The sequence below is a fragment of the Planctopirus hydrillae genome, from assembly GCF_001707835.1.
Classification (GTDB): domain Bacteria; phylum Planctomycetota; class Planctomycetia; order Planctomycetales; family Planctomycetaceae; genus Planctopirus; species Planctopirus hydrillae.
On record NZ_LYDR01000127.1, the window covers coordinates 24886 to 47327 of the forward strand.

General features: G+C 53.2%; 16 protein-coding genes. 4 read left to right on the top strand and 12 right to left on the bottom strand.

All coding sequences use genetic code 11. The annotated features are described in order from the left end of the window. Positions 1-66: 66 nt before the first annotated feature. From A6X21_RS15280 to A6X21_RS15330, 11 genes are all read right to left on the bottom strand, one after another. Entirely contained in the window at positions 67-894 is an 828-nt protein-coding gene (locus A6X21_RS15280) for an RluA family pseudouridine synthase (RefSeq protein WP_068849351.1), read from the bottom strand. Continuing rightward, the gene (locus A6X21_RS15285) at positions 894-3113 is read right to left on the bottom strand and encodes a prenyltransferase/squalene oxidase repeat-containing protein (RefSeq protein WP_110766469.1); all 2220 of its coding nucleotides are present in this window, start codon (positions 3111-3113) and stop codon (positions 894-896) included. The genes A6X21_RS15280 and A6X21_RS15285 overlap by 1 nt, the downstream gene beginning before the upstream one ends. A gap of 109 nt (positions 3114-3222) precedes the next feature. Continuing rightward, positions 3223-3813, bottom strand: a complete 591-nt coding sequence (locus A6X21_RS15290; RefSeq protein WP_068849356.1) for a sugar transferase — start codon at positions 3811-3813, stop codon at positions 3223-3225. A 43-nt stretch (positions 3814-3856) separates the two neighbouring features. Next, positions 3857-4897 carry an NAD-dependent epimerase/dehydratase family protein gene (locus A6X21_RS15295; protein WP_068849358.1) on the bottom strand — a complete coding sequence of 347 codons (1041 nt, stop codon included), beginning with the start codon at positions 4895-4897 and terminating at the stop codon, positions 3857-3859. Next, on the bottom strand, positions 4897-6063 hold the full coding sequence (locus A6X21_RS15300) for a glycosyltransferase family 4 protein (RefSeq protein ID WP_165603819.1): 1167 nt from the start codon (positions 6061-6063) through the stop codon (positions 4897-4899). Before A6X21_RS15300 ends, A6X21_RS15295 begins: the two co-directional genes overlap by 1 nt. A 1-nt stretch (position 6064) precedes the next feature. Further along, positions 6065-6751 carry a class I SAM-dependent methyltransferase gene (locus A6X21_RS15305; RefSeq protein ID WP_013108914.1) on the bottom strand — a complete coding sequence of 229 codons (687 nt, stop codon included), beginning with the start codon at positions 6749-6751 and terminating at the stop codon, positions 6065-6067. Positions 6752-6785: 34 nt separating this feature from the next. Then, a complete protein-coding gene (locus tag A6X21_RS15310) occupies positions 6786-7937 on the bottom strand; it encodes a glycosyltransferase (protein ID WP_083233642.1) in 1152 nt (383 codons plus the stop codon). A 58-nt stretch (positions 7938-7995) separates the two neighbouring features. Beyond that, positions 7996-9333 carry an O-antigen ligase family protein gene (locus A6X21_RS15315; protein WP_165603820.1) on the bottom strand — a complete coding sequence of 446 codons (1338 nt, stop codon included), beginning with the start codon at positions 9331-9333 and terminating at the stop codon, positions 7996-7998. Between the two features lie 41 nt (positions 9334-9374). Further along, the gene (locus A6X21_RS15320; protein WP_068849367.1) at positions 9375-10751 is read right to left on the bottom strand and encodes a lipopolysaccharide biosynthesis protein; all 1377 of its coding nucleotides are present in this window, start codon (positions 10749-10751) and stop codon (positions 9375-9377) included. Between the two features lie 73 nt (positions 10752-10824). Then, complete coding sequence (locus A6X21_RS15325) at positions 10825-11958, bottom strand: aminotransferase class V-fold PLP-dependent enzyme (protein ID WP_068849369.1); 1134 nt, start codon at positions 11956-11958, stop codon at positions 10825-10827. A gap of 331 nt (positions 11959-12289) precedes the next feature. Beyond that, the gene (locus A6X21_RS15330; protein ID WP_205847479.1) at positions 12290-16990 is read right to left on the bottom strand and encodes a secretin GspD/PilQ domain-containing protein; all 4701 of its coding nucleotides are present in this window, start codon (positions 16988-16990) and stop codon (positions 12290-12292) included. Positions 16991-18073: 1083 nt separating this feature from the next. On the opposite strand from A6X21_RS15330, the gene A6X21_RS15335 reads away from it, so the two are divergent. From A6X21_RS15335 to A6X21_RS15350, 4 genes are all read left to right on the top strand, one after another. Next, positions 18074-18958, top strand: coding sequence for a DUF3299 domain-containing protein (locus A6X21_RS15335; protein WP_110766470.1), 885 nt, complete (start codon positions 18074-18076; stop codon positions 18956-18958). Between the two features lie 235 nt (positions 18959-19193). Beyond that, positions 19194-20204, top strand: a complete 1011-nt coding sequence (locus A6X21_RS15340; RefSeq protein ID WP_131818365.1) for a hypothetical protein — start codon at positions 19194-19196, stop codon at positions 20202-20204. A gap of 39 nt (positions 20205-20243) precedes the next feature. Next, complete coding sequence (locus A6X21_RS15345; protein WP_068849377.1) at positions 20244-20471, top strand: hypothetical protein; 228 nt, start codon at positions 20244-20246, stop codon at positions 20469-20471. Then, positions 20464-21558 carry a hypothetical protein gene (locus A6X21_RS15350; RefSeq protein WP_068849380.1) on the top strand — a complete coding sequence of 365 codons (1095 nt, stop codon included), beginning with the start codon at positions 20464-20466 and terminating at the stop codon, positions 21556-21558. Before A6X21_RS15345 ends, A6X21_RS15350 begins: the two co-directional genes overlap by 8 nt. Before the next feature lie 127 nt (positions 21559-21685). Here A6X21_RS15350 and A6X21_RS15355 read toward each other — a convergent pair whose 3' ends face one another. Continuing rightward, complete coding sequence (locus A6X21_RS15355; RefSeq protein WP_240490283.1) at positions 21686-22324, bottom strand: HD domain-containing protein; 639 nt, start codon at positions 22322-22324, stop codon at positions 21686-21688. Positions 22325-22442: the final 118 nt, after the last annotated feature.

Below are 22442 nucleotides of genomic sequence, written 5' to 3' on the forward strand. Positions count from 1 at the left end.
ATGCCAGATGAACCTTTATTAAATACTTTCAATCAAGATAGCGTGACAAATGACTTTCGATTCAATTTATGGAAATTCAGGATCCTTCTCTTCGCCAGCGAGATCTCCTGCGGGCTCTGGCCAATAACTGGCCCACTCGGCTGGGAATGGTGCATTGATTGTCACTTCATCAAATCGAATGGGATGAGGGACGATGATCCGGCTCGCATGCAAAGCGATCCGCTCTGATCCTCTCGGTGGTGCTGTGAGATTGATGGGCGACTGCTCTCCAACCGTTCGTGTCGTCGTCTCTCCAGCCTGTGGAATTTGATACTCCTGATCCCCCACAACCGGACAACCCATCGCTGCCATCTGCACACGAATCTGATGCATCCGGCCGGTCTGGAGTTGAATCTCCAGCAGGCTGCGACCTGTCACAGTACCGAGAAGCCGGTAATCCAGAATGGCAGATTTGCTCCCCGGTGTCCCTTCTGCCACGACCTGACTATGGGCGGCCTGAGGATCCTTCAGCAGATAATGAGTCAGCCGTTCCGTCGTCTGTGGAGGCACCCCTTCCACTACCGCTGTATAGATTTTTTTGACTCGACGATCACGAAAGACCTCGGCCAGCCTGGCGGCGGCTTTGGAATTTCGAGCAAAGAGCATCACACCAGAGACCGGTCGATCCAGTCGATGGGGGATCCCGAGATAGACATTCCCTGGCTTGGCATATTTTTCCCGAATCCAGTTTTTGACCCAGTTCTCAAGCGTGGGCAGCCCCTCGGGAACTCCTTGAGTTAACAGCCCTGCCGGTTTCCAGATGGCCAGTAGAGGGCCATCTTCTAACAGAATTTGAGGTTCGAGGCTCCAGGTCGGTTCGATCGTCAGGTGAGCAGGCAGATCAGTCGGGGACATCAGTTTTGAGCCAGAGGTTCAAGTTCAGCGACAGAAAGTGGAGTCTCTCCACGTTGCCACTGGTTGTAACCAATTTCCTCACGAAAGCGACTGAATCCACCACCAGGGCCGGTGATGGCCGAGAGGATGCCGTACTTTTTCGCTGAAAAGGCGAGTTCACTCTTCTCGGAGAGATCCCACTCCTGCGTATTCAGACCATGGACGGAAGTGCCTGGCTTACGGGAATTGAGGAAGGCAATGGTCAGTTTGGAGGGGTCCACTTCGCCACCATTAAAGAATTTGCTGAAGCTGGGTGGGTCTTTCACAATAACGACCGGCTTCCCTTTGAATCCCACCCACTTGGAAACATTGTAGACGTTGTTCCGTCCTGTCCATTGGCGTCCGTTCGGGCTTCCATCTGCTCCCAGGAACGACATGCCCAGCGAATCGCATTTGAAGACATCGTGGAGTGCTTTCACACTGAGTTCGCCACTGAATTTCTCCGCGACAAAGCCATCGACGGTATGCAGGGCACTGGCATAAATGCCAATCGAAAGCTCTTTTTGACCAGTGATTTCAAATCCTTTCGTGGCGAAAATCACGCTGTTATCGATAGTGACCTTCTGGTTGTCGGCAACATCCAGTTGCATGGCTGTCGCACTGGTGGCCAGCAACGAATTTTTAACGACAATACCTGCGCTCCCTTTGGAACTGATTGCCACCACTCCGCGTTTGGTTCCTTCAGAGAGGGCGCAGTTGAGTAATCGCAACTGTCCGCCATTCACCTGCAGAATTTTCCATGGAATCGGAGACGATCCCGACGGTGGATCCATCTGCAAACGGAGTCCTTCCAGCGTGACGACACCACCATCAATCGTGAACAGGGCGCGGGCAATCTCATCTTTCTCAGGTCGATATCTCAGGCCAGTGCTGTCATATCCCACACCATACTCAAGAACGGGTGTGTAGCCGAAGCCTGCTGTGATTGTGACATCCTGCTTGAACAGATCGTTCTGGCAGCGATAGGGGCCATTCCCATCAATACGAATGACTTCCCCAGGCTTGGCAGCGGCCAGAGCTTCCTGCAGAGAAGAAAATCGTGGTAAGCCTTCGCGTCCCGGAAGACAAAACGCCTGTTCGGGCTCCCCTTCCAGCAATCGCGAAATATCGCTGCCAAGATTGGCCTTTCTTAAAAATAAAACTGCAAAGGCAGTATCAGCCGGGCTTTCTTTGGAATCTGGCCACGAACCATCTGGCTTCTGAGCCTTCAACAGAGCCGTGGCCCCTTGATCAAACCACTTTACGTCTCCGAGGCGTTCCAATCCCAGCAGCACACCCAGACGCTCAATGGACCACATGAAATAGCGTGCCGATCCGGGGCTCATCCCTTTGGCGTAGTAGCCAACTTGAGTGAATCCTTTGGCATAGACAGGATCTTGCAGTAACGTGGCTTTTTCGGCGCCTTTCGCAGTTGATGAGTTGCGAGTAGATGCATTCTTTTGAAGTTCTTCGCGAATCTTGGTGGCTCGTGCGACTGTCAGGCAGAACAAACCTGCGGATGTCATCGCGCCTGTACTATCTGTTTTCGTGCCCTTGGGGTTGTAAGGCCAGCCACCGTCTTCATTCTGCGAATCGACAAATCGTGCAGCGACCAGTTGCATGGCTTCATCGATCGGTACCCCGTACCGCGAACAGACCCACAGCCCCAGCACACCAAACTGAGTGCAACTGTTATCTCCCATGCCAGCTTTTCGCTTAGGGGCACGGGCCGTCGACGACAGCGAAGTGGCATCGACGGTCGGGCAGGTATACGTCCACCCGCCGCTTTCCAGTTGGCCAGCGAGTAATCGGGCGCCAATCGTACGAATCAAGGCCTTGTCGGCACGATCACCCACGCGTGCCAGAAGCAGTGCCGCCAGCGTGAGGTCGTACGTCTGTTTCAGTTCACCATCAATACCGCGGCGAACGCTTTTGTAGCCTTTGTCAACGACCGGGTCATACAACGGCACACCATTTTCAATGAGTGCAAGGGTACACAAAGCCGTGATCCCCACCTTGTGGCCTTCATAAACCCAGCTCCCATCAGCCTCCTGCTTCGATTTGAGATACTCAATCCCCTTCAGCCGCCCCTCTTCAATCGCGGCAGGATCAGCGGCAACTCCACTTGTGGAAAGCATCCCACACAGCATGACTGCTGCGAACCAAGGGCCAGTCATCAATAGTTGCAAAGAACCCCGCATCGGCCGCTCCTGGACTCAATCGAAATATATCAACAAGATCTGATGTTTCGTTTGAGTGTACAGCAGTCGTGGCCGTAAGCAATGGGAGTTCAGGCTACGCAAGCCAATTTCACGCAGCTCGACGACCAACGGGTTCGTCCGCCTGACGCACTCCTTCTCGCCTTAACACCTTGATGGCGGTCATCCACAGAATCTGCAGATCAAACCACAAAGACTGCTTCAAGGCGTACTCGGCATCCAGTGCGACTTTCTGGGGGATCGATATCTCATCGCGACCGTTGATCTGTGCCCAGCCAGTCAGGCCGGGCCGCAAAAGATGAATTCGCTCGGCTGTCCGTGCCGCCACGAGGTCATCCTGATTGAACAGTGCCGGACGCGGACCGACAAAACTCATATCACCCCGCAGAATCGACCACAACTGCGGCAGTTCATCGAGACTCGTCTTGCGGAGAAAATGACCCACCGGCGTGATCCACGAACGTGAGTCAGTGAGTAAATGAGTCGCCACCACCGGCGTATCGATCCGCATCGAGCGAAACTTCGGCATCGGGAAAATTTCGTTGTTCTGGCCGACGCGGTTCGACCAGTAAAGTGCCGGCCCACGCGATGTCAGTCGCACCACGCAGGCAATCGCCATCATGAGCGGCAGCAGCACCATTCCTGCTGATAAAGCCAGCACAACGTCAAATGCACGCTTCACCTGAAAACCTCAATCTCGCACACGATCTTCATGGCGAACCGCTCTAGGCCGCCCGTTGACAATGTCTCGCCGATTCAAGAGTTTCGATCAAGTTCAGTTCGCCAGCCGCATCTCGCCAGCCATCCACCAGAGAAACGGCCGGAGCCATCCCCAACTCCTGCCAAAGCGCCGACCCATCGACGGCCACATCTTCGCACATCTTGTCCACGAGCCACCTGCCGACGGGAGCCTTCAGCCGCATGGCACGAAACAACGCCTCGACCATGCCGAGCCCACCTTGCGTCACATGCCTGGGGATATGCAGAATCTTCGTACGACCACCGGTCGCCTCGCGGATCGAAGCCAGAATCTCGTTGAGTGAGTAAATCGTCGAGTCGCAAACATTCCAGAGACGTTGTGTCGATGGATCGGCTCTCAAATCAGCAGCCATCAGCCGCGAAAGATCAGCCGCATGGATTAACGTACGGCGATTCGATCCGTCACCAATGCAAGGCAGCACTCCATAACGTGCCAGCTTTAAAAGGGTCCGATAATTCCCCTTGAGCCCCCGTCCCAAAACTGCGGCTAACCGCCAGATGGTGACATTCGGAAAGGTTAAGCCCACTTCCTCAGCTGCCAGCTTGCTTTCTGAGTACCAGTCGATTGGACAAGGAGCCGTCGATTCATTGACCACGCCCTGCTGAAAGGCGGAGCCATAAACGTTGATCGTGCTGGCTAAAATCACACGTTTGACGCCGCATTCGCTGGCCGCCTCACAGACATGACGGGAACCTGCGACGTTGACTTGCCAGTACTTTTCCTTGATGTCGCTTCCGGGATTATTGATATGTAGAAGTGCCGCCAGATGAATAACGGCAGCAGCACCGTTCATGGCCGTGGCGAGCGCGCGTGTGTCGTCCAGTGGGGCGACGACGGATTCATCGGCAATGTCGAGCCCTACTGGCGAACGCCCGATAGCCCGCACGTTAAAACCTGCCGCTCGCAACCCCAGACAAACCTGCCGCCCCACCGCACCACTCGCCCCGGTGATGGCGACTGTTTGCGGTAACACCTCGCAGTGATTTCGATGAGTAGCAAACTCCATTATGCCGCTTTCCGACGTGTGACCAAATTGTCAGTGACAGGCACTAACCTTTGATAGAGTCGAATCGTCTGCTCGGCGATCAATGTCGAAGTAAATTCTTCTTCTACTAAACGACGACCACCTTGTCCGTATGTTTGGCGTACCTCAGGTTGCGATAGCGCAACATCTATCGCTTCTGCTAAAGCTTTGCTTTCTTTAATAGGTATCAACCAGCCGTTGATCCCAGGGCGGCAAATTTCCCGGCAGCCTCGGATATCTGTTGTGATAATCGCCCTGCCGCAAGCGGCGGCTTCCAGAAGAACCTTTGGTAGCCCCTCTCCATAGAAGCTGGGGAGACATACTAGCTGCGCCTGGCTGAAGACAGTTTGCATATCTGACTGGTGCTCCCACCATTCAATCACGCCATCACGTTGCCATGCCCGCAACTGCGATTCCGGCACATGATCGGGATTGTCTGTATCTGTCCGCCCCACCAGCACGAAGCGACTTTTACAACCTTTGGATCTTAGTAACTGGGCAGCATCCACAAATTGCTGCACGCCTTTAGACCACAGCATGCGGCAAGCCATCACAACAATCGATGGCTGCGCAGGTTCAGGGACTGGGTGAAAAAGTTCGATATCAACGCCCGCACCTCGGATCAAACAGATATCCTCTTGGCGAACGATCCCGGATTCGACCAACTCACGCTCGTCATCAGTATTCTGAACGATGACGGGTGCCCGAAGCCCCATAAAACATCCTCGAAGGATCGTCCGGATGGCGGTACGGCCCAAAGCAGCCTTCCATCCTTTAGCGGCGAAGACATAACCCAGTCCTGCAAATGCATTGACGACGTGCGGCACTCCCGCCAAACGAGCGGCCAGTGTCCCCAGCACCACATTTTTCAACGCCACGTTATGCACAAGATCCGGTTGAAGCTCTCGCAGAATTCTCGCCAGCCGGCTTACGATACGCAGATTGCTGAAGGGATCGATCGAACGTCTCGGACATGCAAACGAGATCACACGAATCCCTTCGGATTCGATTTTCTTCTGATAGCTGCTGGTGCGTGTTACCAGAGAAACGCGATAGCCTGCCGCCATCGCCGCCCTGGCAAGATGCAGGCGGTGCGACCAGAAGTACCAGTCTTCACTAATGAGATAAACCAGGTGTGGCTGCGTCACGTCAGGCGGCCCGTTCATGGAGAGAAGAGTTGGCCGATTTTGTGGCCGTCAACAGAAACCCTGTCGTTGCCGATGGTGTTCGATGCCCCCGCTGCAAACTCCCCGGCAATCGTGCCAGCAGGTGATTGGCCAGCCGCAAAGGAGCAAACAACCACCCGGGCGAAGCTGTCGAGCAAAGATCGGAAACCACATGCAGGCGATGTCCGTGAGAAATAATCTCGACGTTATCGAACTCTTTGAAGAGCGATTCGAGGCAATGCCGGGTGGGTCGCCAGAAGTCATAAGGGTCGCCATGCTGATGAAACATGAACGGGACCGAAAGCACCACACGACCGCCCGGCTTGAGCACGCGGGTGATCTGCGAACAAAGTGTGAATGGATCCGCAATGTGTTCCATACATTCGGTGGCCACGACACAGTCAAAGCGTCCGTCTTCAAAGGGCATGCTGAGGACATCGGCGACAACGTCAGTCACGCCGGGGACTTCTTCGATATCGAGGCAGACATACTCCTGGGCGCCCTGGAAAAGATGCCGGTAAGGATCATGCCCCGCCCCGCAGATCAGGACCGATTTGCAGGCAGAAAGATCCAACTGCCGCAACGACTTCTCCAGCAGCAACCGCCGCGAAGTCGGCAGCATCTGACGCACCCAGTGCCGGGGATTGAGGAGAGAATGACGTATATTCATTGTATTAAACCTTGGTATCACTCACTGAAAATGCTTATTGACTTTTAGCGTTCACATGTGTCAAGACTTCACGCCAGGAATCAATATGCCGCATGGTTGTTTCTTCGATGCCAAACTCATGCACAATCCGCTCGCGACATGATAACCCTAGTTCCAGCCTGGAAGCTTCACTTTTGGAGACAAACTCAAGCATTGCTTCGTGAAGTTTATCAACACTGTGTTTTGGCACCACAACCCCGCAGTTTCCGACCACAAAGCTGGAACCTCCTGTATCGCTGACAATACAGGGAACTCCACACGCCATCGCCTCGCCAATACTGTTAGGGAATCCTTCGTCAACATTCGACATGAGAACTCCGACATCAAGACTCATCTGAATCGACTTCACATCACTGCGAGGTTGCAAGAAATGAAAGTGCGAACGGAGTTCACAATCTTTAAGAATCTCCTGAAACACGGGATCATCCGAAGAAATACCGTGACCGAACAGAACAAACTTGGCATTTGAAACCTGCGCACAGGTTAGAACGGCTGCCCGAAGGAATGACTCGTGATCTTTTGACTTATGCCGCCTGGCAACCATTCCAAACAGAACTTCATTATTCGCAATCTGCAATTCTTCACGCACCTGCTTCCGAACCAGAGGATCCGAACGGAACAGATCAGAGTCGAAACCATTAGGAATCATCCGGAGTTTATCTTTGGGATACTTGAGCCGTTCATGAGTTGAGAGGACCGAGGGTGAATTTCCGATGATGAGCGATGGAATCCAGCGAGAAACAGAGGCACAGAGAAAACGAAAGAAACGCGCCGTTCTCCCCGCGATGTCATCGCCAGCGGCAGTCCGAAGATTCCAGACAACGGGAACCTTACCTGTGACACATTTCGCCAGCAGACCGCCAAAAAAGTCTGACTGATAAAGCCATGTCACAACAACATCGGGTTGAATCACGTTCAGCAACCTGAACAACTTAATACAAGCAACGGGCACGGCAAGTGAATAATCCATCCGGATACAATCTACGTCGCAGCCCAAGCTACGAAATTCTTCTCCTAAATTACCTCGTGATGTCAGAGAAACGACAGACGAACTAATACCTTTCGTGGAAGAATACCGCACGATCTTTTGAAGGGCTCTTTGTGCCCCGCCGAGTTCAAAACTGTTAATGATATGAAGTATTTTCATCAAAACGTTTAACCAGGAGCAAACGAAACGTCCAGAGAGGGGCTAACAACACACAAAATCATGCAGCGATTCGATGACGGTTCACAACAATAGAGTAACGATATGCACGTATATCCTTCGATAGATACATTCCTTGAGATCTAGATGAAATAAAACCTAACAAAAGTAGAACGCCTCGTAAGTCGAGTACGTTGTGGGAGAAGAAACCATACAAAATCACGGTACATATCACACATATAGCCATCATATCGCGTCGATGAATCGCGCGCATAAGAATTGTAGCAAATAACGTGGCCAGCAAAATGAGGGCAGGCAGTCCATTATCGAGAAATTGGGCAATATAAATGTTGTGGGGACCTTGGTCGTGAATTAGAGAATAAGAAAATCGAGTTCCCCAGCCTAAGACTGGCTCTCTCCATGCAAGATCCAGAAAATATTTTGCAAGATGGGCGCGATAGTCGTCCTTATTGAAGACAACATCGAAGTCACCGTTAAGAATTGCTGCCGCCCTCGCGGAACCACTCCCTTGGCTTGTGTTCTCAACAACCATGCCTATGACAATGGGGGCAGTAATGGCCAATAACGCTGCAGTGATCAGTCCAATAAGTATTGTCCCCCAGCCCTTCCTGCAAACGACTGACAAAAATAGAACGCATACGCATGCGAGAACACATAAGCCACTTCGTGAGTATGTGGCAAAAACGCAACCGAGAGAAAGGCAAATTGAGAAAAATGACATCAAGTCAATAAGTCCATTTCTCCAATCCAGAGACAAAATACATAAGAAGCAGATACAGAATGCGCCGTCATTCGAGTTCATAGCGAACCCGGCACTTCTGCTGGGTACAGTTGAGAACGTGCCTGGATTGATAAGGTCGATTGCGATGCTGATCGAGTAAGCACAAAGCCACAGGAACGAAACCGATCTCCAGACCGTGTAAGAATTATGTCCGTTAACGCTTAGCGCAATCCCAATAAACAATCCGAAAACGAAACATACGCCATCAAAGAGGGGAAGCACGAGATAATGCTCCTCGGTTCCCTTGGCAACGCCAAACATGACACTGCAAAAAGCACCCCATCCACTAAGCAGGAGCATAATGCCAAGTGGAGCGCCAACATTGCTCAGTTGCTGGAAAAGGTACGGTAACCGCGCGGTTCTACCGCTGAAAGCAGTAAACAGACATCCAGCCAGGATAAGCATGACCCATGGATTTGGTGCATCAAATCTCACGGAAAGCAAATCATCAGCTTTTGCAACAAAGAAGCAGAGAAAGAGACCTCCCAAAACCGGCAAAAACCAATTTGTTTTAGCAGCACGCATGTGTGGAGGAGAGGTGTATAGGTTCTGAGCCCTGGATCGATTGACGGCGATCAATGGGTTATTTGCTAGCACGTTCGCATACCTTATGTTCATCTCGAAAAGATGTCCTAGGTTTACGCCGCCTTACCTGTAAGCGACGGTCGGTCTCTATCGTGTTTGATCGTGCCCGCTGTTCGCCTCATGTGAGCGAATGAAAGTGGATTTACATTCAGATCAAGGTGTTTGAAGATCATTCTTCGAGAGTATACGGCATAGAGAGCAGTGATTGCTGAAACGCTGACAGCCATTCCCGATGAACCGAGCAAACCTCCGAAGATGAAGTTCGAAATGATGGTTGCTAAGCCGAAGATGATTGTGATTCTGAGTAATACTGCTTCTTTTCCGCTCATTGCGAACAAAATATTGCCAGTTCCGATTAATGCGACAAGCACCCAACCGAATGAAATTATCGAAGTTAGTAAAGCTATTCTTGCATTGAATCGAGGTTCGGATGAAGAAATCAGGAGTGAGATGCTTACAGCTGCAATCGCCGCCATAATCGTAATTAGTAAGTTGATTCGTGCTGCTTTTGTAATTAGTGATTGCTGGGCATGGTGAATGCCGGCCTCATGAAGTCGTGTGAATTTTGCGGCTACAATGCTATCTATGATTGGAACGCCAAAAATGCATATCCCAGCAATCTTGGTAGCTAGACTGTAGTATGCAACCTCCTCAGTGGAAGCGACCATGCCAAGGATGATGACGTCTGACTGCCTAAGTGCTAACTGTGCAAGGCCCGTGATTAGTAATGGCCAGCTGGCATTCCACCATTCATTTTTATTTACGGCCACTAGATGGGCGAAGTTGTGTGATTTCTCTTCTCGTGTGCCCGCGCATCCAATTGCAAGCAGTGCTAATGACGAGAGTGATCCAAACAAGTAGCTTGCAGATGCTTCCAATATTGTTGAATTGTTGGTTCCATTGATAACAAACAAGGATAGTATTGTGATTAGCGGTCTTGCGCAGTTTAACCCGAATGTTGAGAGCAGGATCTCTGCCCTTCCCCTTAGTTCCGCGAACAGAACGTTTATACAGGTGCTTATTGGTGTAAGGAGAGCTGTGAATACAATTGCGAGAGTGTACTCTTCATTGAATTGTAGGTTCCAAAGTCCTCCAAATATTAAGGTCAAAATGGAAAGGGTTATCGACGCAGTGAGGATTCGGCGGTAACCCCAACTTATCAGCGCTGCAGAGGTGTCATTACACTTTGTTGAGTCATACTTGGCTATAAACCTTGTCATTGTGAAGTCAATTCCAAGGGCAGCGAGTCGAGCCATTATTAGAGACCACGCTAGGCAAATTACGAATTCACCATATTCGTTTGGGCTCAGTTTGATTGCAAATAGCCCAAACATCGCTAGCTGCAGCGTGTAGCCTAGACAGTGATTTAGGAATGCAATAAGTGATTCTGATTTTACTTGGAGGAGTTGCCTCACAGAATTCAATGGCATGAGTCGCCCATCCACGAAAACTTCGCCAATTGAAGTTATCAGTGAGAGTTAACCGAGATCGCTCAGTGCGAGTTCATCGGCTTAAATTGTGGAAGTTCGGCTGTGCATCATTACGAGCTTCGCACTCACCACTCACGCGTAATGTGCCGCCGGTGGGGAGGGTGCCTAGCCATTGGTGGCAGAGGGGGGCGCAGTGTAGGCCGGGGCGGGCTTCCATGCCGTATTCCTGTTCAAAAATGATCGCTAAATCGTGCGGCGAGAATCCTTCCGCCGTCACGCTCAAAATGTTCACGCTGGAACTCTCCGGCAAAATTAGCCGAATTCCCGGAAATGTGGAAAGAGCAATTTGCCAGCCTGAGCGTGAAAATTGCTCGCGCTCTTGAATTTCCTTCAATGATTGCCCGGCTAACCAATCCAGGGCGGCGGAAAGTCCGGCGATGCCGGGAAGATTCTGATTGCCGGCCTCGAACCTGGCGGGCCCTGCGGTGGGTGGGGCGAGATCTTCGCTGGCGAGGCCTGTGCCGCCCAGCCGCCAGGGGGAAATTTCTTCATCGAGGCCCGCTCGAATGTAGAGCAAGCCTGTGCCGAGAGGGCCTTTCAAGCCTTTGTGCCCGGCCATGGCGAGGATATCCACAGGCTGGGAAGACATATTCAGCGGGAGAACACCGGCGGTTTGCGCGGCATCCACAAGATAGAGAACACCCGCTTCGCGGCAGATAGTGCCCAGGTCGTCGATAGGCTGAATGACGCCGGTGACGTTGCTGGCGTGCGTGGTGATGACGAGCCGGGTGTTGGGCCTGAGTGCAGCGCGGAGATCAGCGGGTTCAATCCAGCCTTGCTGGTTAGGAGTGAGCAGGGTCTGGGTGATGCCGAGGGTTTGTTCGAGCCAGGCGAGGGGACGGAGGACGGAATTGTGCTCGAGCAGGGTGGTTACGACGTGGTCGCCTGGCTTCAGCAGGCCGCGAATGGCGAGATTGAGGCTATCGGTGCAGTTGAGGGTGAAGACAAAGCGATCGGGGGGGGCATTGAAGAACCGCCCGACTTTGAGGCGGCACTGATCGATGATCGCCTGGGCTTCGAGAGCGGTGCGGTAGGTGCCTCGTCCGGCAGGGGCGCCGCATTCGGTGAGGTATTTGAGCATGGCCTCGGCGACACCGGGGGCTTTGGGGAAGCTGGTCGCGGCGTTGTCGCAGTAGAGTCGGGGCATGGGGGAGTTGGTGTTTGGTGTTTGGTGGTTGGTGGTTTGTGAAAGGCTTGTTTTAGGGATGGCTGAGGTTTGCCTGCCGAGGCATGCTTGCCCAGGGCTGCAAGCATGGCACGAGATATTGATCCAATGCCGAATATCAAGAGCCAAATACCACCTCTGTAAAATAGAAAACGCCGCAGTCACTGGCCAGTGACTGCGGCGGGCGAGGATTTGCGACGGATCCTCGTCAGGTGGTGATTTTGATCTCCTGCGACCTGAGCGACGTGGATCGGAGTTCTGGTCGATCAGGTCAGGAATCGAATCGGGAGTACCTGGTTTGACTTGTGCGGGGTTAGTCGATTTCGACGCCCAGCAACTCTTCTTCTTCTTCCTGGATCACGATGCGAGGTGTCACCATCAGCATGAGGCTTTCGGTTTCGCGACCCACGCCAGAGTTCTTGAACAACCGGCTGACGTATGGAATCTTGTTGAGGATGGGGACACCGGCCATGTTGCGTCCTTCGCGGAGTCGCTTCACGCCACCGAGAAGAACTGTACCACCATCGGGCACACTCACCGTGGTGAGCACAGTGACCTGTTCGACCACGGGGAGCTGAACGACCTGGGCAGGCTGCTGAACCTGACCGTTCTGGTTGTTGCCGTTCTGGTTGTTACCGTTCTGGTTGACCTGGCCCATGGTGACGCGGCTGGCCTGGTTGGCAATCGGAGCAGAGCCACCGAAGCCACCAATACCACCGAAACCAAAGTTCTGCTGTCCACCACCCACTTGCTGGTTACCACCGGCCTGAACACCGCCGAAGGCCTGACCACCAGCACCGCCTGCCTGGGCCTGGTTACCAGTGACACCGCTGGCTGTCGAGAAGGTCTGGACATCGGTGATGCTGGTAAAGTTCGGGATGATTGTCAGCCGGACGTAGCGGCGGTCGGCAGAGATCACGGCGGTAACCGTCAGGCTCACACCTTCGGGGAACTGCTGAATCTGTGGAGTCTGGATGGCAGCACCGACACCGACTGTGGTGTTGTAACCGGTGACGAAGAAGCGGTTGACTGTATCGGAGACGGTGGCTGTCTGGCCGTTGAACAATGTCAACTTGGGGGCAAACAGCAGGTTGCTGCGGCTATCGCCTTGAGCGGCCTGGATGAAGAAGAACGCTTCGAGGTCACTCAGGATGGCCAGACCGGTGGTAATACCGGCGGTGGGGTCAAATCCACCAAAGTCAGGCACACCGATATCGAATGATCCTTGACGGAAGGGGATATCCAGATCGGGTGTGAAGCTGTTCTGGCTGCCCAGACCAACAATTGTGCCACCCTTCTGATAGCTGCTTCGCTGAATGGTGTTGCGTGTGGGCTGTGTACCAAACAAACCTGCGCCAGCCAGAGCCTGCTGACCTTGCTGAGCCTGCTGACCTTGCGTCCCGGTTGTACCTGTCGTGCCCGCAGTGTTCGTTGTCGAAGCACCTTGTGTAGGCAACTGCACGGCACCGAATGGTGGCAATGGCAAGCCCTGGTTGTCTGTTTCCGGACCACCGACTGTCGAGTTGACGTTGAAGTCAAAATCGACACCGATACGTTCGAAGAAGCTGTCGCTCACTGTCACGAAGCGGACTTCGACTGTCACCTGAAGATCCTGCAACCGGCGGAGCTGCTTGAGCAGATCGGTGATTTCTTCATGGACGGCCTGGGTCTGGCGGATGACGAGCGAGAGTGTGGTTTCGAATCGCTGAATCGATGCCGGTCCACCGACCTGTTCCCAGCTATCGGGAGCGATGGTGCGGGTGATCAGTTCGATCAGAGTGTCGTAATCGGTGCTCTGAGTGGGTTGCTGAGGAGCACGTGGGTTGCTGCCGACCTGATTCAGGCCACCAGCGACGTTTGGAGCGACCTGAGCCATGGACTGGCCACCCATGCCGCCCATCCCGGCGGGGACAGACATCATACTGCCGGCTGCCTGGTTGAGGCTGCCGTTGCGAGGATCGACATTGTTCATGCCGACACCCACACCTGTGGCGAAATTGGGAATCGGAACCACGAGGTCGGCGACCGGGTAGGTGACCGCAATCATCTGCCCCTGCTGACGCAGACGGCTGGTGATTTTGAGGACATCGTCCTGGATCATGTAAGCGAGGTTGAAGCGTTCGAGAATCAGGTTCAGCACGCTCTTCAGAGGAATGCCATCAACATCGATGCTGACGAGAGCGTCTGTCGTGGCACCTTCTTCTTCGACACCACGAGGATCGATCACAATGTTGATATCCGTCATCGCGGAGATCTTCTTGATGACTTCACCCAGGGGGACGTTGTCTTCGTGCAGCGAGACAGCCCGGTTCAGGCTTTCCTGGATCTTGAGTTCGGCATCGGTTCGCTTACGGTTATCGGTCCCGAATTTCGAACGACGAGCTGAGAGATCCTTCCAGTTTTCCGGGTAGGCCACTGGGTTTTCATCACCCACGTTCACGAGCATGGCCTGCTCGACATCGTTAAACATTTTCCAGTGAGATTCGTCTTTCCGATCTTTGAGCTGAGCGTTGATCTCGTTGCGGCGAGCATAGCGAGACTTGTAAATCAAAGTTTCGGAAGTGGGTTCACTGGGGTTGAGTTCTTTCGCTTTCTTGGCAACGACTTCGGCTTCGGCGAATCGCTTCTGCTTGAAGAGTTCGTTGAATTCTTCGACGAGCTTGGCGTATTCCTGCTCGATGCGAATCTTGGTTTCTGTGGAACCCTTGATTCGAGCGAGCACTTCTTCGTTGTGACGCTTCTGATCAAGGTTGGGCTTGCGCTGTTCAATCTCGTTGGTGAGCGAAACGCGAGTCTTACCCAGAGAGGATTGCAGTTGAGCCATCGATTCAGGTGAAAGCTCGGAACTTTCGATGGTGGCCAACTGGCGATCGATCATCTGCAGAGCGGTTTCGGGATCTTTCTCGCGAAGCTGCTCCGCTTTGAAGATTGTGCTCAAAGTTTCCGTGCGAAGACGATCAAACTGGAGCGACTTGGCCTTGGCGGCATCGTCAATCACGCCACCTTCGGTCAAAGCGGGGCCACTTTCGGTCTGATGGTTCACCATCTGGACATCTCGGCCACCCTTAGGTGCGAGTTCCCGCATGTAATCCCGCAATCGCTGGGCACGGAAGCGATCAAGCTTCTGGCCAGATTCGTAAGCCTGGCTGAATGCCTGGTAAGCCGCTTCACGATTGCCACGATTGAGTTCGAACATGCCACGGTTGTAGAGATCGATCGCAGAGAGTCCCTGAGCGGCAGCAATCGGAGCTGGTGCCTGTGAATCATCTTCCCAGGGGGAAGCTGCAGGAGTCTGATCAGCTCGTGCCAGATCGACGGCAGCCGACTTGGTTTCACCGGCTGGCACTGTGGCACCGGCGGGTTGAACCTTGGTGCGGCTGGCCATCATAGTGGCGGATTCGGCTTCGATATCGGCGAGAACAGCATCAGGAGTGTCAGCAAAGACTTCATAAGCGACGTTCATCGCTTCGGCTTTGGTGGCCAGAGCGCGTGCCTTCTCAACCTGACCGGCAGCCAGTGCATTTCGAGCCTGCTTCAGCAGTTCGGAAGCTTCTGTGCGGGCCTTGATGACGGCTGGGTCATGATCGGCGACTGCAGCACCACTGGCGGCGTTGTTGCCCCGTGTGGCCATACGAGCGGCGTCGGCAATCACGATTTCTGGACGATCTTCGAAGAGCTGGTAAGTCACTTTGCTGGCACTGGCGAGCTTTTCAGCTTCCATGGCCTTGCGGCGAGCCTCTTCAATCAGTCCACCCTTCAAGGCCGAACGAGCTTCGACCAGCAACTGGGTGACCTGTGCTTTGGCAGTGTTATCGGCGTTAGACTTAGGAGCATCCTGGGCAGCAGAAGCCTGAGCGATTTTCGCGGCAGACTGGCTGCGAGTTTCAATTTCGGAAAGAATCAGTTCGGGACGATCATCGAAGAGCTTGTAAGAAGCACCCAGTTTTTGAGCTTCGGTGGCTTTGGCTTTGGCAACAGTATACTGTCCGGCCTGCATCGCTTCGCGTGCTTCGAGAATCAGAGCCGTGGCTCGCTGGCTGGCCGCTTCTTCCGGACGCTGCTCGGAAGCCATGGTGACTGTGGGCTTGGTCGCTGCCCCAGTCACGGTGGTGGTTCCCTGCTTACGATCCAGATCGGCAATCACCAGTTCGGGACGATCATCAAAGAGTCCATAGCTGACTTTCAGCTCCATGGCTGAAAGAGCTTTCTTACGGGCGGCATCGTAATCACCGGCCCGAATGTCGTTACGGGCGGAAGTGACCAGTGCCTCGGCCTGAGCCTTGGCGGAACTGCCTGTCAGCCCTTTCACGGCAGGTGAAGAGGCTTCTTCTTCAGCAGTCAGACTGGCCCAATCGGGCGTCTGGCCTGAGGTGAGTTGAATTTCGCTCTTGGGAGCAGGAGTTGACGGTTCGGCCCAAGCCATCTGATCGGCTTTGGCAGATGTTCCATCCTGCAGCATGGCCAGAAATTCGCCGGGCGAAACTTCACCCTTGGAGAATTTGAGGCGCGCCTCGCGAGAGATCTGGAAAGCCTGGGTTGCCAGTGTGGTCGCATCTTTGGTGCGCCCCTGCTGTGCAGCCACTTTGGCCTGCGACATCAGACGCTCGACACGAGTCTTGGCTGCCTCATCGACGCCAGCCGGTAGACTGGAGCCTTCGGGCGACTGAGACCGGATCGAACTCTCGTCTGCCGAAGTGGACCTGCTGGCCACTGGCGAACCCGATGTTCGCTGGCGGGCCCGACTCAGGTACTCGGCAGCGACCTGACGTTCAGCCAGGTTGAGTTCGCTGTTGTTGACACTGCTGGAGAGAAGGAGCGGAATCGCTTCTTCGTACCGGCCACGCAGGTAGAGCTCTTTGCCCCGCTTGAAAGCGTCTCGGGCAGCAATCGCCTGCTGTTCTGTCCGCGGGGCATTCCCGGCAGACAATGTCCTTGTTGTGGTCGCAAGATTTGTCAGCCAGAGTGCAGCGGCGACCAAACTGCTGCACGCGATCAAACCAATGACCCTACCCAAGGTAGCCTCCTCCATAAGGCATGCGTGATGCGCCCGACTTCCTGTCATGCGTCCGCGAGTGATGTGATAGTTGGCTGGCATTCAGGGAACGATCAGTCTGGCGTTGCCTTACCGCCGGTTTGATCGCCGTCGAGTTGGCTGAAGAACGCTGGGTTCCTCAATCGAATCGACATTCATTGAACGTGTGATTGGAACTGAATGAAGAGTGCTGGAAATGGAGACCTGATCCGGGAAGACCATGAGACCAATTGACACCATCTCTTCACTACATGGAGAGTGGTATTTCAAACCTGAAGGATTGGTCAATACGGAGTCGGACTCGTGACCAAGAAAATTTTTTCGTAACGTTTGCTGTTTGCTGGAGTTTCGGCAATTCCTGCCATCTACTGGTCAAAAAGTGAGGTTGCTCCGTCCGAAGAGCCGTTAATGACGGGTGAACCCGGGAGGAGAATACTGCTGAAACTCAGTTTTGCAGTTCAAGGCGGAGCAGGAGGATATTCCCTAACGCTTAATAATATATAATCTTACGACTCTTGAGATGGCTGTAGGATACCAAGGTCGGTTGGGCATTTGGAAAAGCTTCGGGGGCGAAGCATCATGGAATCTATGAGAGCCGTCACCATTTAACAGGGTGCCTTTTGTTCATGTGAACCTACCGACCCGGAAGCCTCCGCTCATTCTTACGACGACAGCGTCGAATTGACATTAACTGTTTATATGTGAACAGGTTGCGATGTTTCTCAAGCAGTTGAACCTCCCCTGAGAGGGTTTTGTTGAGAAAAAAACTCTGCAACCGTTTGGAGATGGCCTGTCGCATCGATCTCAGGGGTTAAATCCAACATTGCGAATGATGGAGACGTAAGATGGCGCAGGTAGAAGGTGTGAACTCTTCGCGAGGAATCTCCAGAAACCGCTTGAACCCCGGAGAGGACTCTCCAAAATAGAATATTGCAGTAATGGAGTCCCTGGACGATGGGTTGTTTACCGTCGACCTGACGATTGGATGCAATGTTCAGTGTATTGGGTGTCAAGGATGGCAACTGGCGAAGATTGGTATTTCTGGTTTGATCCTGGAATTCCGAGATGAATATGAGTGCCGTGAACTCTGCAGTGATTGATCCTGGCTCCGACGCCGTCGAAGTGGCGGGCCAGATTTCTCCATCGAATGCACTTCAAGAAATGGGCGGCCCCGAAGAAGTGAATGGCACGGGGGAAACACTACCTCGTGAAGATGTCGTTGAAAAAAGTGTCGGGACAACTCGTGTGAGTTCATTGGGCCTTGAATTGCCTCAAGGTGGCTATTCGGAAGAAGAGTTCTCCTACCGACCGGTTCCCGTGCTCGTTTCGATCTCCGCAGGCCTGGTGATTCTGGGGCTTTCGTCGTTTTTGACAGAATGGATGCTCGTTCTGCCCTTGTTGGGGATATTTTCAGCCCTGATGGCGCTACGGAAGATTCGCAATTCCGAAGGGGCGTATTCTGGTGCCGGAGCCTGCAAGGCGATGATGGTCTGTGCGTCGCTGATCATTGCAGGGGCTGGCTCGCTGCATGCGATGGCCTACATTACGGAAGTCCCCGAAGGTTATCAGCGGGTGAGCTTTGCGTCGGATATCAGTGCTCACGGCATGAAGGTGGTGGAAGGGAAGGTGGAGCTACCCGAAGCTGTTCAGAAACTGCAGAACCAACCGATCTTCATCAAAGGTTACATGTACCCGTCCAAGCAGACAGCTGGGATCACCAAGTTTTTACTCTGCAAGGACAGTGGAGATTGCTGTTTTGGTGGAGCGCCCAAGCCCACCGATATGATTCTCATCAGTATTCCCAAAGAGAAAGCTGTGGATTTTTCTCCCGGACTGAAAGCAGTGGCTGGGACATTCACATTGGCCAATGGAGCCGAAGCGGACGGGCAGTCACCGGTTTACCAGTTGAATGCCGATCAGTTTTACAGTCCTGCCCGTACGGCTTATTAATGGATCCAGGCGAACCTGCCCGGTGCTCGCTTTTGAGTTTTGACGAATTGTCTCGGCTCAATATGTAGGCGCCCTGTTGCTCAGTCGCCTGAAACAAGTCGCATCTGCACATCAGTTGCAATCACCAGTGGTTTCATCTGGCGAAATTGCAAGCTCACATAGTCAATCGTGCTGTTCTCAAAATGTAAAAAACCGTACTCTCTATTGGTGTTCCTGCGGTTTATGGGAGAGCAGCGTGATGTGGTCACAGCCAGGTTTTGAAGCCCGATCCAAGCCCCAATCTCTTCGACGAGGGGTCGAGGATCGCTTGCGATGGCTCCCCATGTTGCTCGTGCTGACGACTGCGTCAGGGTGTTTTCAGAGCGATTACAGCGATTACAAAACATTCGGTGATGCAGATCTGGTGAAAACCGCACCCGAGGCGAGTGGTCAAAGCGAAGACCAGGCAAAGCCTCAGGTCGCAACGCCCGGCAACGAACCACTCCAGACTGAGCGTGCCTCGGTGAGCGATGATAAGCCGCAAGCTGCTGATTCTCAGGCGGCAACTGCCATCGTGGCTAATGGAGAGGTCGCGGAAGACCCTGCCATTGCCGCCGGAAAGATGACACCTGTCCGTCCAGAAACCAAGGCGAGCAGCCTGCGCAGCGATCTGATTTTGGCTCCCGAAGCCGGCGTTGAATCGAGGACCGCATCGGCACCGGCTTCAGCTCTCAAGGTAGCGAATAGTTCCAATTTTGATCAGCGAGGTGCTGACGTGATGCCGGCTGATCAGGCCGGCAAGAGCTCCGAAGCCCCCGTCTTGCGGGAAGTGAAGCTGCTGATTCCCGAGAAGCAATTCAGTGCGGAAGGGAAAGATCAGGCGCTGCGTGTTTCTTACGATGATCTGGATCTGCTCAAGGTTCTGAATATGGAGCCGGTGACCGATCAATGTGTGGAATTGATGCCCGATTGGCTCAAACAACTCAATGGGCAAAAGGTGCGTATTCGAGGCTTTATGTATCCCACGTTCGAAGCCACGGGAATTACTGAGTTTGTGCTGGCGCGTGATAACCAGATCTGCTGTTTTGGTCGAAATCCCAAAGTTTACGACCTGATTGGCGTGAAGATGGCAGCGGGAAAAACCACGCACTACATTCCCAATCGACCATTCGATGTCACGGGAACGTTCGTCATTGAAAAAGCCTCGGCTCAAGGTGAAATTTTTGGGCTGTACTGGATTCGTGACGCTGTCATTAACGAGCGCTGAACGGTTCTGTAAGCCATTGAAATTCATAAGTGGAGTGGATTGATCATCATCCCTGAAGATCGATCAGAGAAATACCAGAATGCAGAATCCTATGACGATGTTTTCTTCGCCAGTCGTGTGCCGATCATCACGGAGTCACCAACCAGTTTGGCAGCGATGTCTCAGTTGGTTCTGTCTCATATTGTCTCTGGGGCTGATGGTGTCACCAGTCACGGCGTGCCCGTTTTGCTCGGCACCCAGCAAGACACTTTCAGAGCAGGTGAATGATGCTTCGGCATTGTTGGAAGTGACCTGGGAATCTGCCAAAGATGCTCAGCAGACCGATGTCGGTTCAACGACCTTTCGCATACTCAAGGTGATCAAGCAGGCCAAAGATGAGTTCTCAGTCAACGACCTGATTACGCTTCCCAGGTACCGCCCCGGTGAAAAAACAGATCGCTATCTGCTGTTTGGAAATGCAGCGGGAACTGAACTCGACTGGCAACCTCCGGTGGCCGCCAGCCAGTCACTTGTGGAATATCTGCAGAATGCACCCAAGCCGAATCTGCCGTATCGCGAGCGGCTGCCTTATTTCATGGGCTATCTGGAAAACAGCGAAACACCGATTTCTGATGACGCATATGGTGAGTTTGCCAATGCTCCGTACGAAGAAATCACTCCATTATCTTCAAAAATGCCCCGCGAGAAGTTGCGGGAATGGCTGGTCGATCCCAAGGTTTCTCCCAGTCGACTGGGCCTGTATGGCCTGATGATGGGGCTTTCCGGCAATGACGAAGACCGGCAACTGATGGAGAAGAAAATCCTCGAACCCAATACCGATTTCCGCCTGGGAATTGACGGGGTGATGGGGGGCTATCTGCTTCTCGCGAAAGAGCCGGGACTGGAGGTTCTTGAGCGAACGAAACTCGCCGATAAGCAGGCACCCTTCAGCGAAACTTATGCAGCCATGCAGGCTTTGCGGTTCATGTGGCAATACGGTAATGAAACCATCAGCCCCAAACGTCTGCGGAAGTCGATGGAATTGCTCCTGACCCGGCCTGAACTGGCTGATCTGGTGATTGCCGATCTTGCCCGCTGGAAAGATTGGGAAGTGGTTCCGCTGCTGATAACCAAGTTTGAAGATCCTGAGTTCGGCATCCCTTCCATCCGCCGGGCGATTGTTCGCTTTATGATTTACTGTGCGAAAGATGCTCAGGAAGTGAAAAATCAGCCAGCGTCGGAATCAAAACTGACACCTGAAGAGCTGGCACAGGTTCAAGCTCTTGGCCAGCAGGCCGAAGAGTGGCTCAAGAAGCTGGAAGAAACCGATCCCGGCTTGATTCGAGACGCGCGCCGATTTCTACTGATCAAGTAAAACTCATGAGGCAGTGGCTCTGCATGTCCCAGAAATCAATGGCATGTTGTGGGTCGTCGAGCATGCTTGCTCAGAGCCACAAGCATGGCACATCTGGCGCTGTCTATGTCAAATCTTGAAGTCCTCATCAGCAGGCCTGGGGCTTGAGACAACGTTCAATGGCGGGGAGGTATTCTGCTAGTGGAGCGACTTGAAGTTTGGGCACCTTGGCAGCTTCATCGCAACGGCGGAGAAGTGTGGCTTCTTTGAAAAAAGGATGTTTTTCAAACTCAGTCACTTCTTCCGCAGACATCGGGCCACCTTGCAAGGCAAGGCTTTGGACCGATGGAGCACTTAACTGTGCAAAGTAACCGGGTTCTGCTGCAGCCAGGTATCTTTTCGCCTGGACATGCAGGCAGGCGGGTTGAGTGACCGCTTCAATGAAACGGGGTTCCATCCATTGAAACGCCAGCGTTTCATGCATGTCGTCGACACCATGATCTGGTGCATCTTCAGGAAGATCGTGCAGGAGATGGCCGACATCGTGCAGCAAAGCGGCCACAACGACAGACTCGGGAGCATTGAAGCTTCTGGCGAAGTGAGCAGCCTGCAGGGCATGCTCACGCTGAGTAACGGCCTCTTTGCCATAATTGGAATCGCCGTGCTGAGCAAAGAGATTCACGATGGATTCCATCACCTGTTGAGGTGATTCGCTGCCGCAAGTTCCCGTGCTCGCCATTAATGTTCGCTCCGTATTCATTCCCTGGGACGTCAACGATCGACGCACACAGTGGCGACTTTAATGGCGTTGACACCGCATGATCGACCTTCTTGACAGACTTCAAACACAATATCACGTGGATCACCATCGACTTTCAATGCCACTTTGTTTCCCTCAGGGAAAA

Excerpts from the sequence above, each read along its gene's own strand:
- A6X21_RS15280 (WP_068849351.1), bottom strand. The coding sequence starts at position 894 with ATGTCCCCGACTGATCTGCCTGCTCACCTGACGATCGAACCGACCTGG.
- A6X21_RS15285 (WP_110766469.1), bottom strand. The coding sequence starts at position 3,113 with ATGCGGGGTTCTTTGCAACTATTGATGACTGGCCCTTGGTTCGCAGCA.
- A6X21_RS15295 (WP_068849358.1), bottom strand. The coding sequence starts at position 4,897 with ATGGAGTTTGCTACTCATCGAAATCACTGCGAGGTGTTACCGCAAACA.
- A6X21_RS15305 (WP_013108914.1), bottom strand. The coding sequence starts at position 6,751 with ATGAATATACGTCATTCTCTCCTCAATCCCCGGCACTGGGTGCGTCAG.
- A6X21_RS15310 (WP_083233642.1), bottom strand. The coding sequence starts at position 7,937 with ATGAAAATACTTCATATCATTAACAGTTTTGAACTCGGCGGGGCACAA.
- A6X21_RS15320 (WP_068849367.1), bottom strand. The coding sequence starts at position 10,751 with ATGCCATTGAATTCTGTGAGGCAACTCCTCCAAGTAAAATCAGAATCA.
- A6X21_RS15325 (WP_068849369.1), bottom strand. The coding sequence starts at position 11,958 with ATGCCCCGACTCTACTGCGACAACGCCGCGACCAGCTTCCCCAAAGCC.
- A6X21_RS15335 (WP_110766470.1), top strand. The coding sequence starts at position 18,074 with ATGAATATGAGTGCCGTGAACTCTGCAGTGATTGATCCTGGCTCCGAC.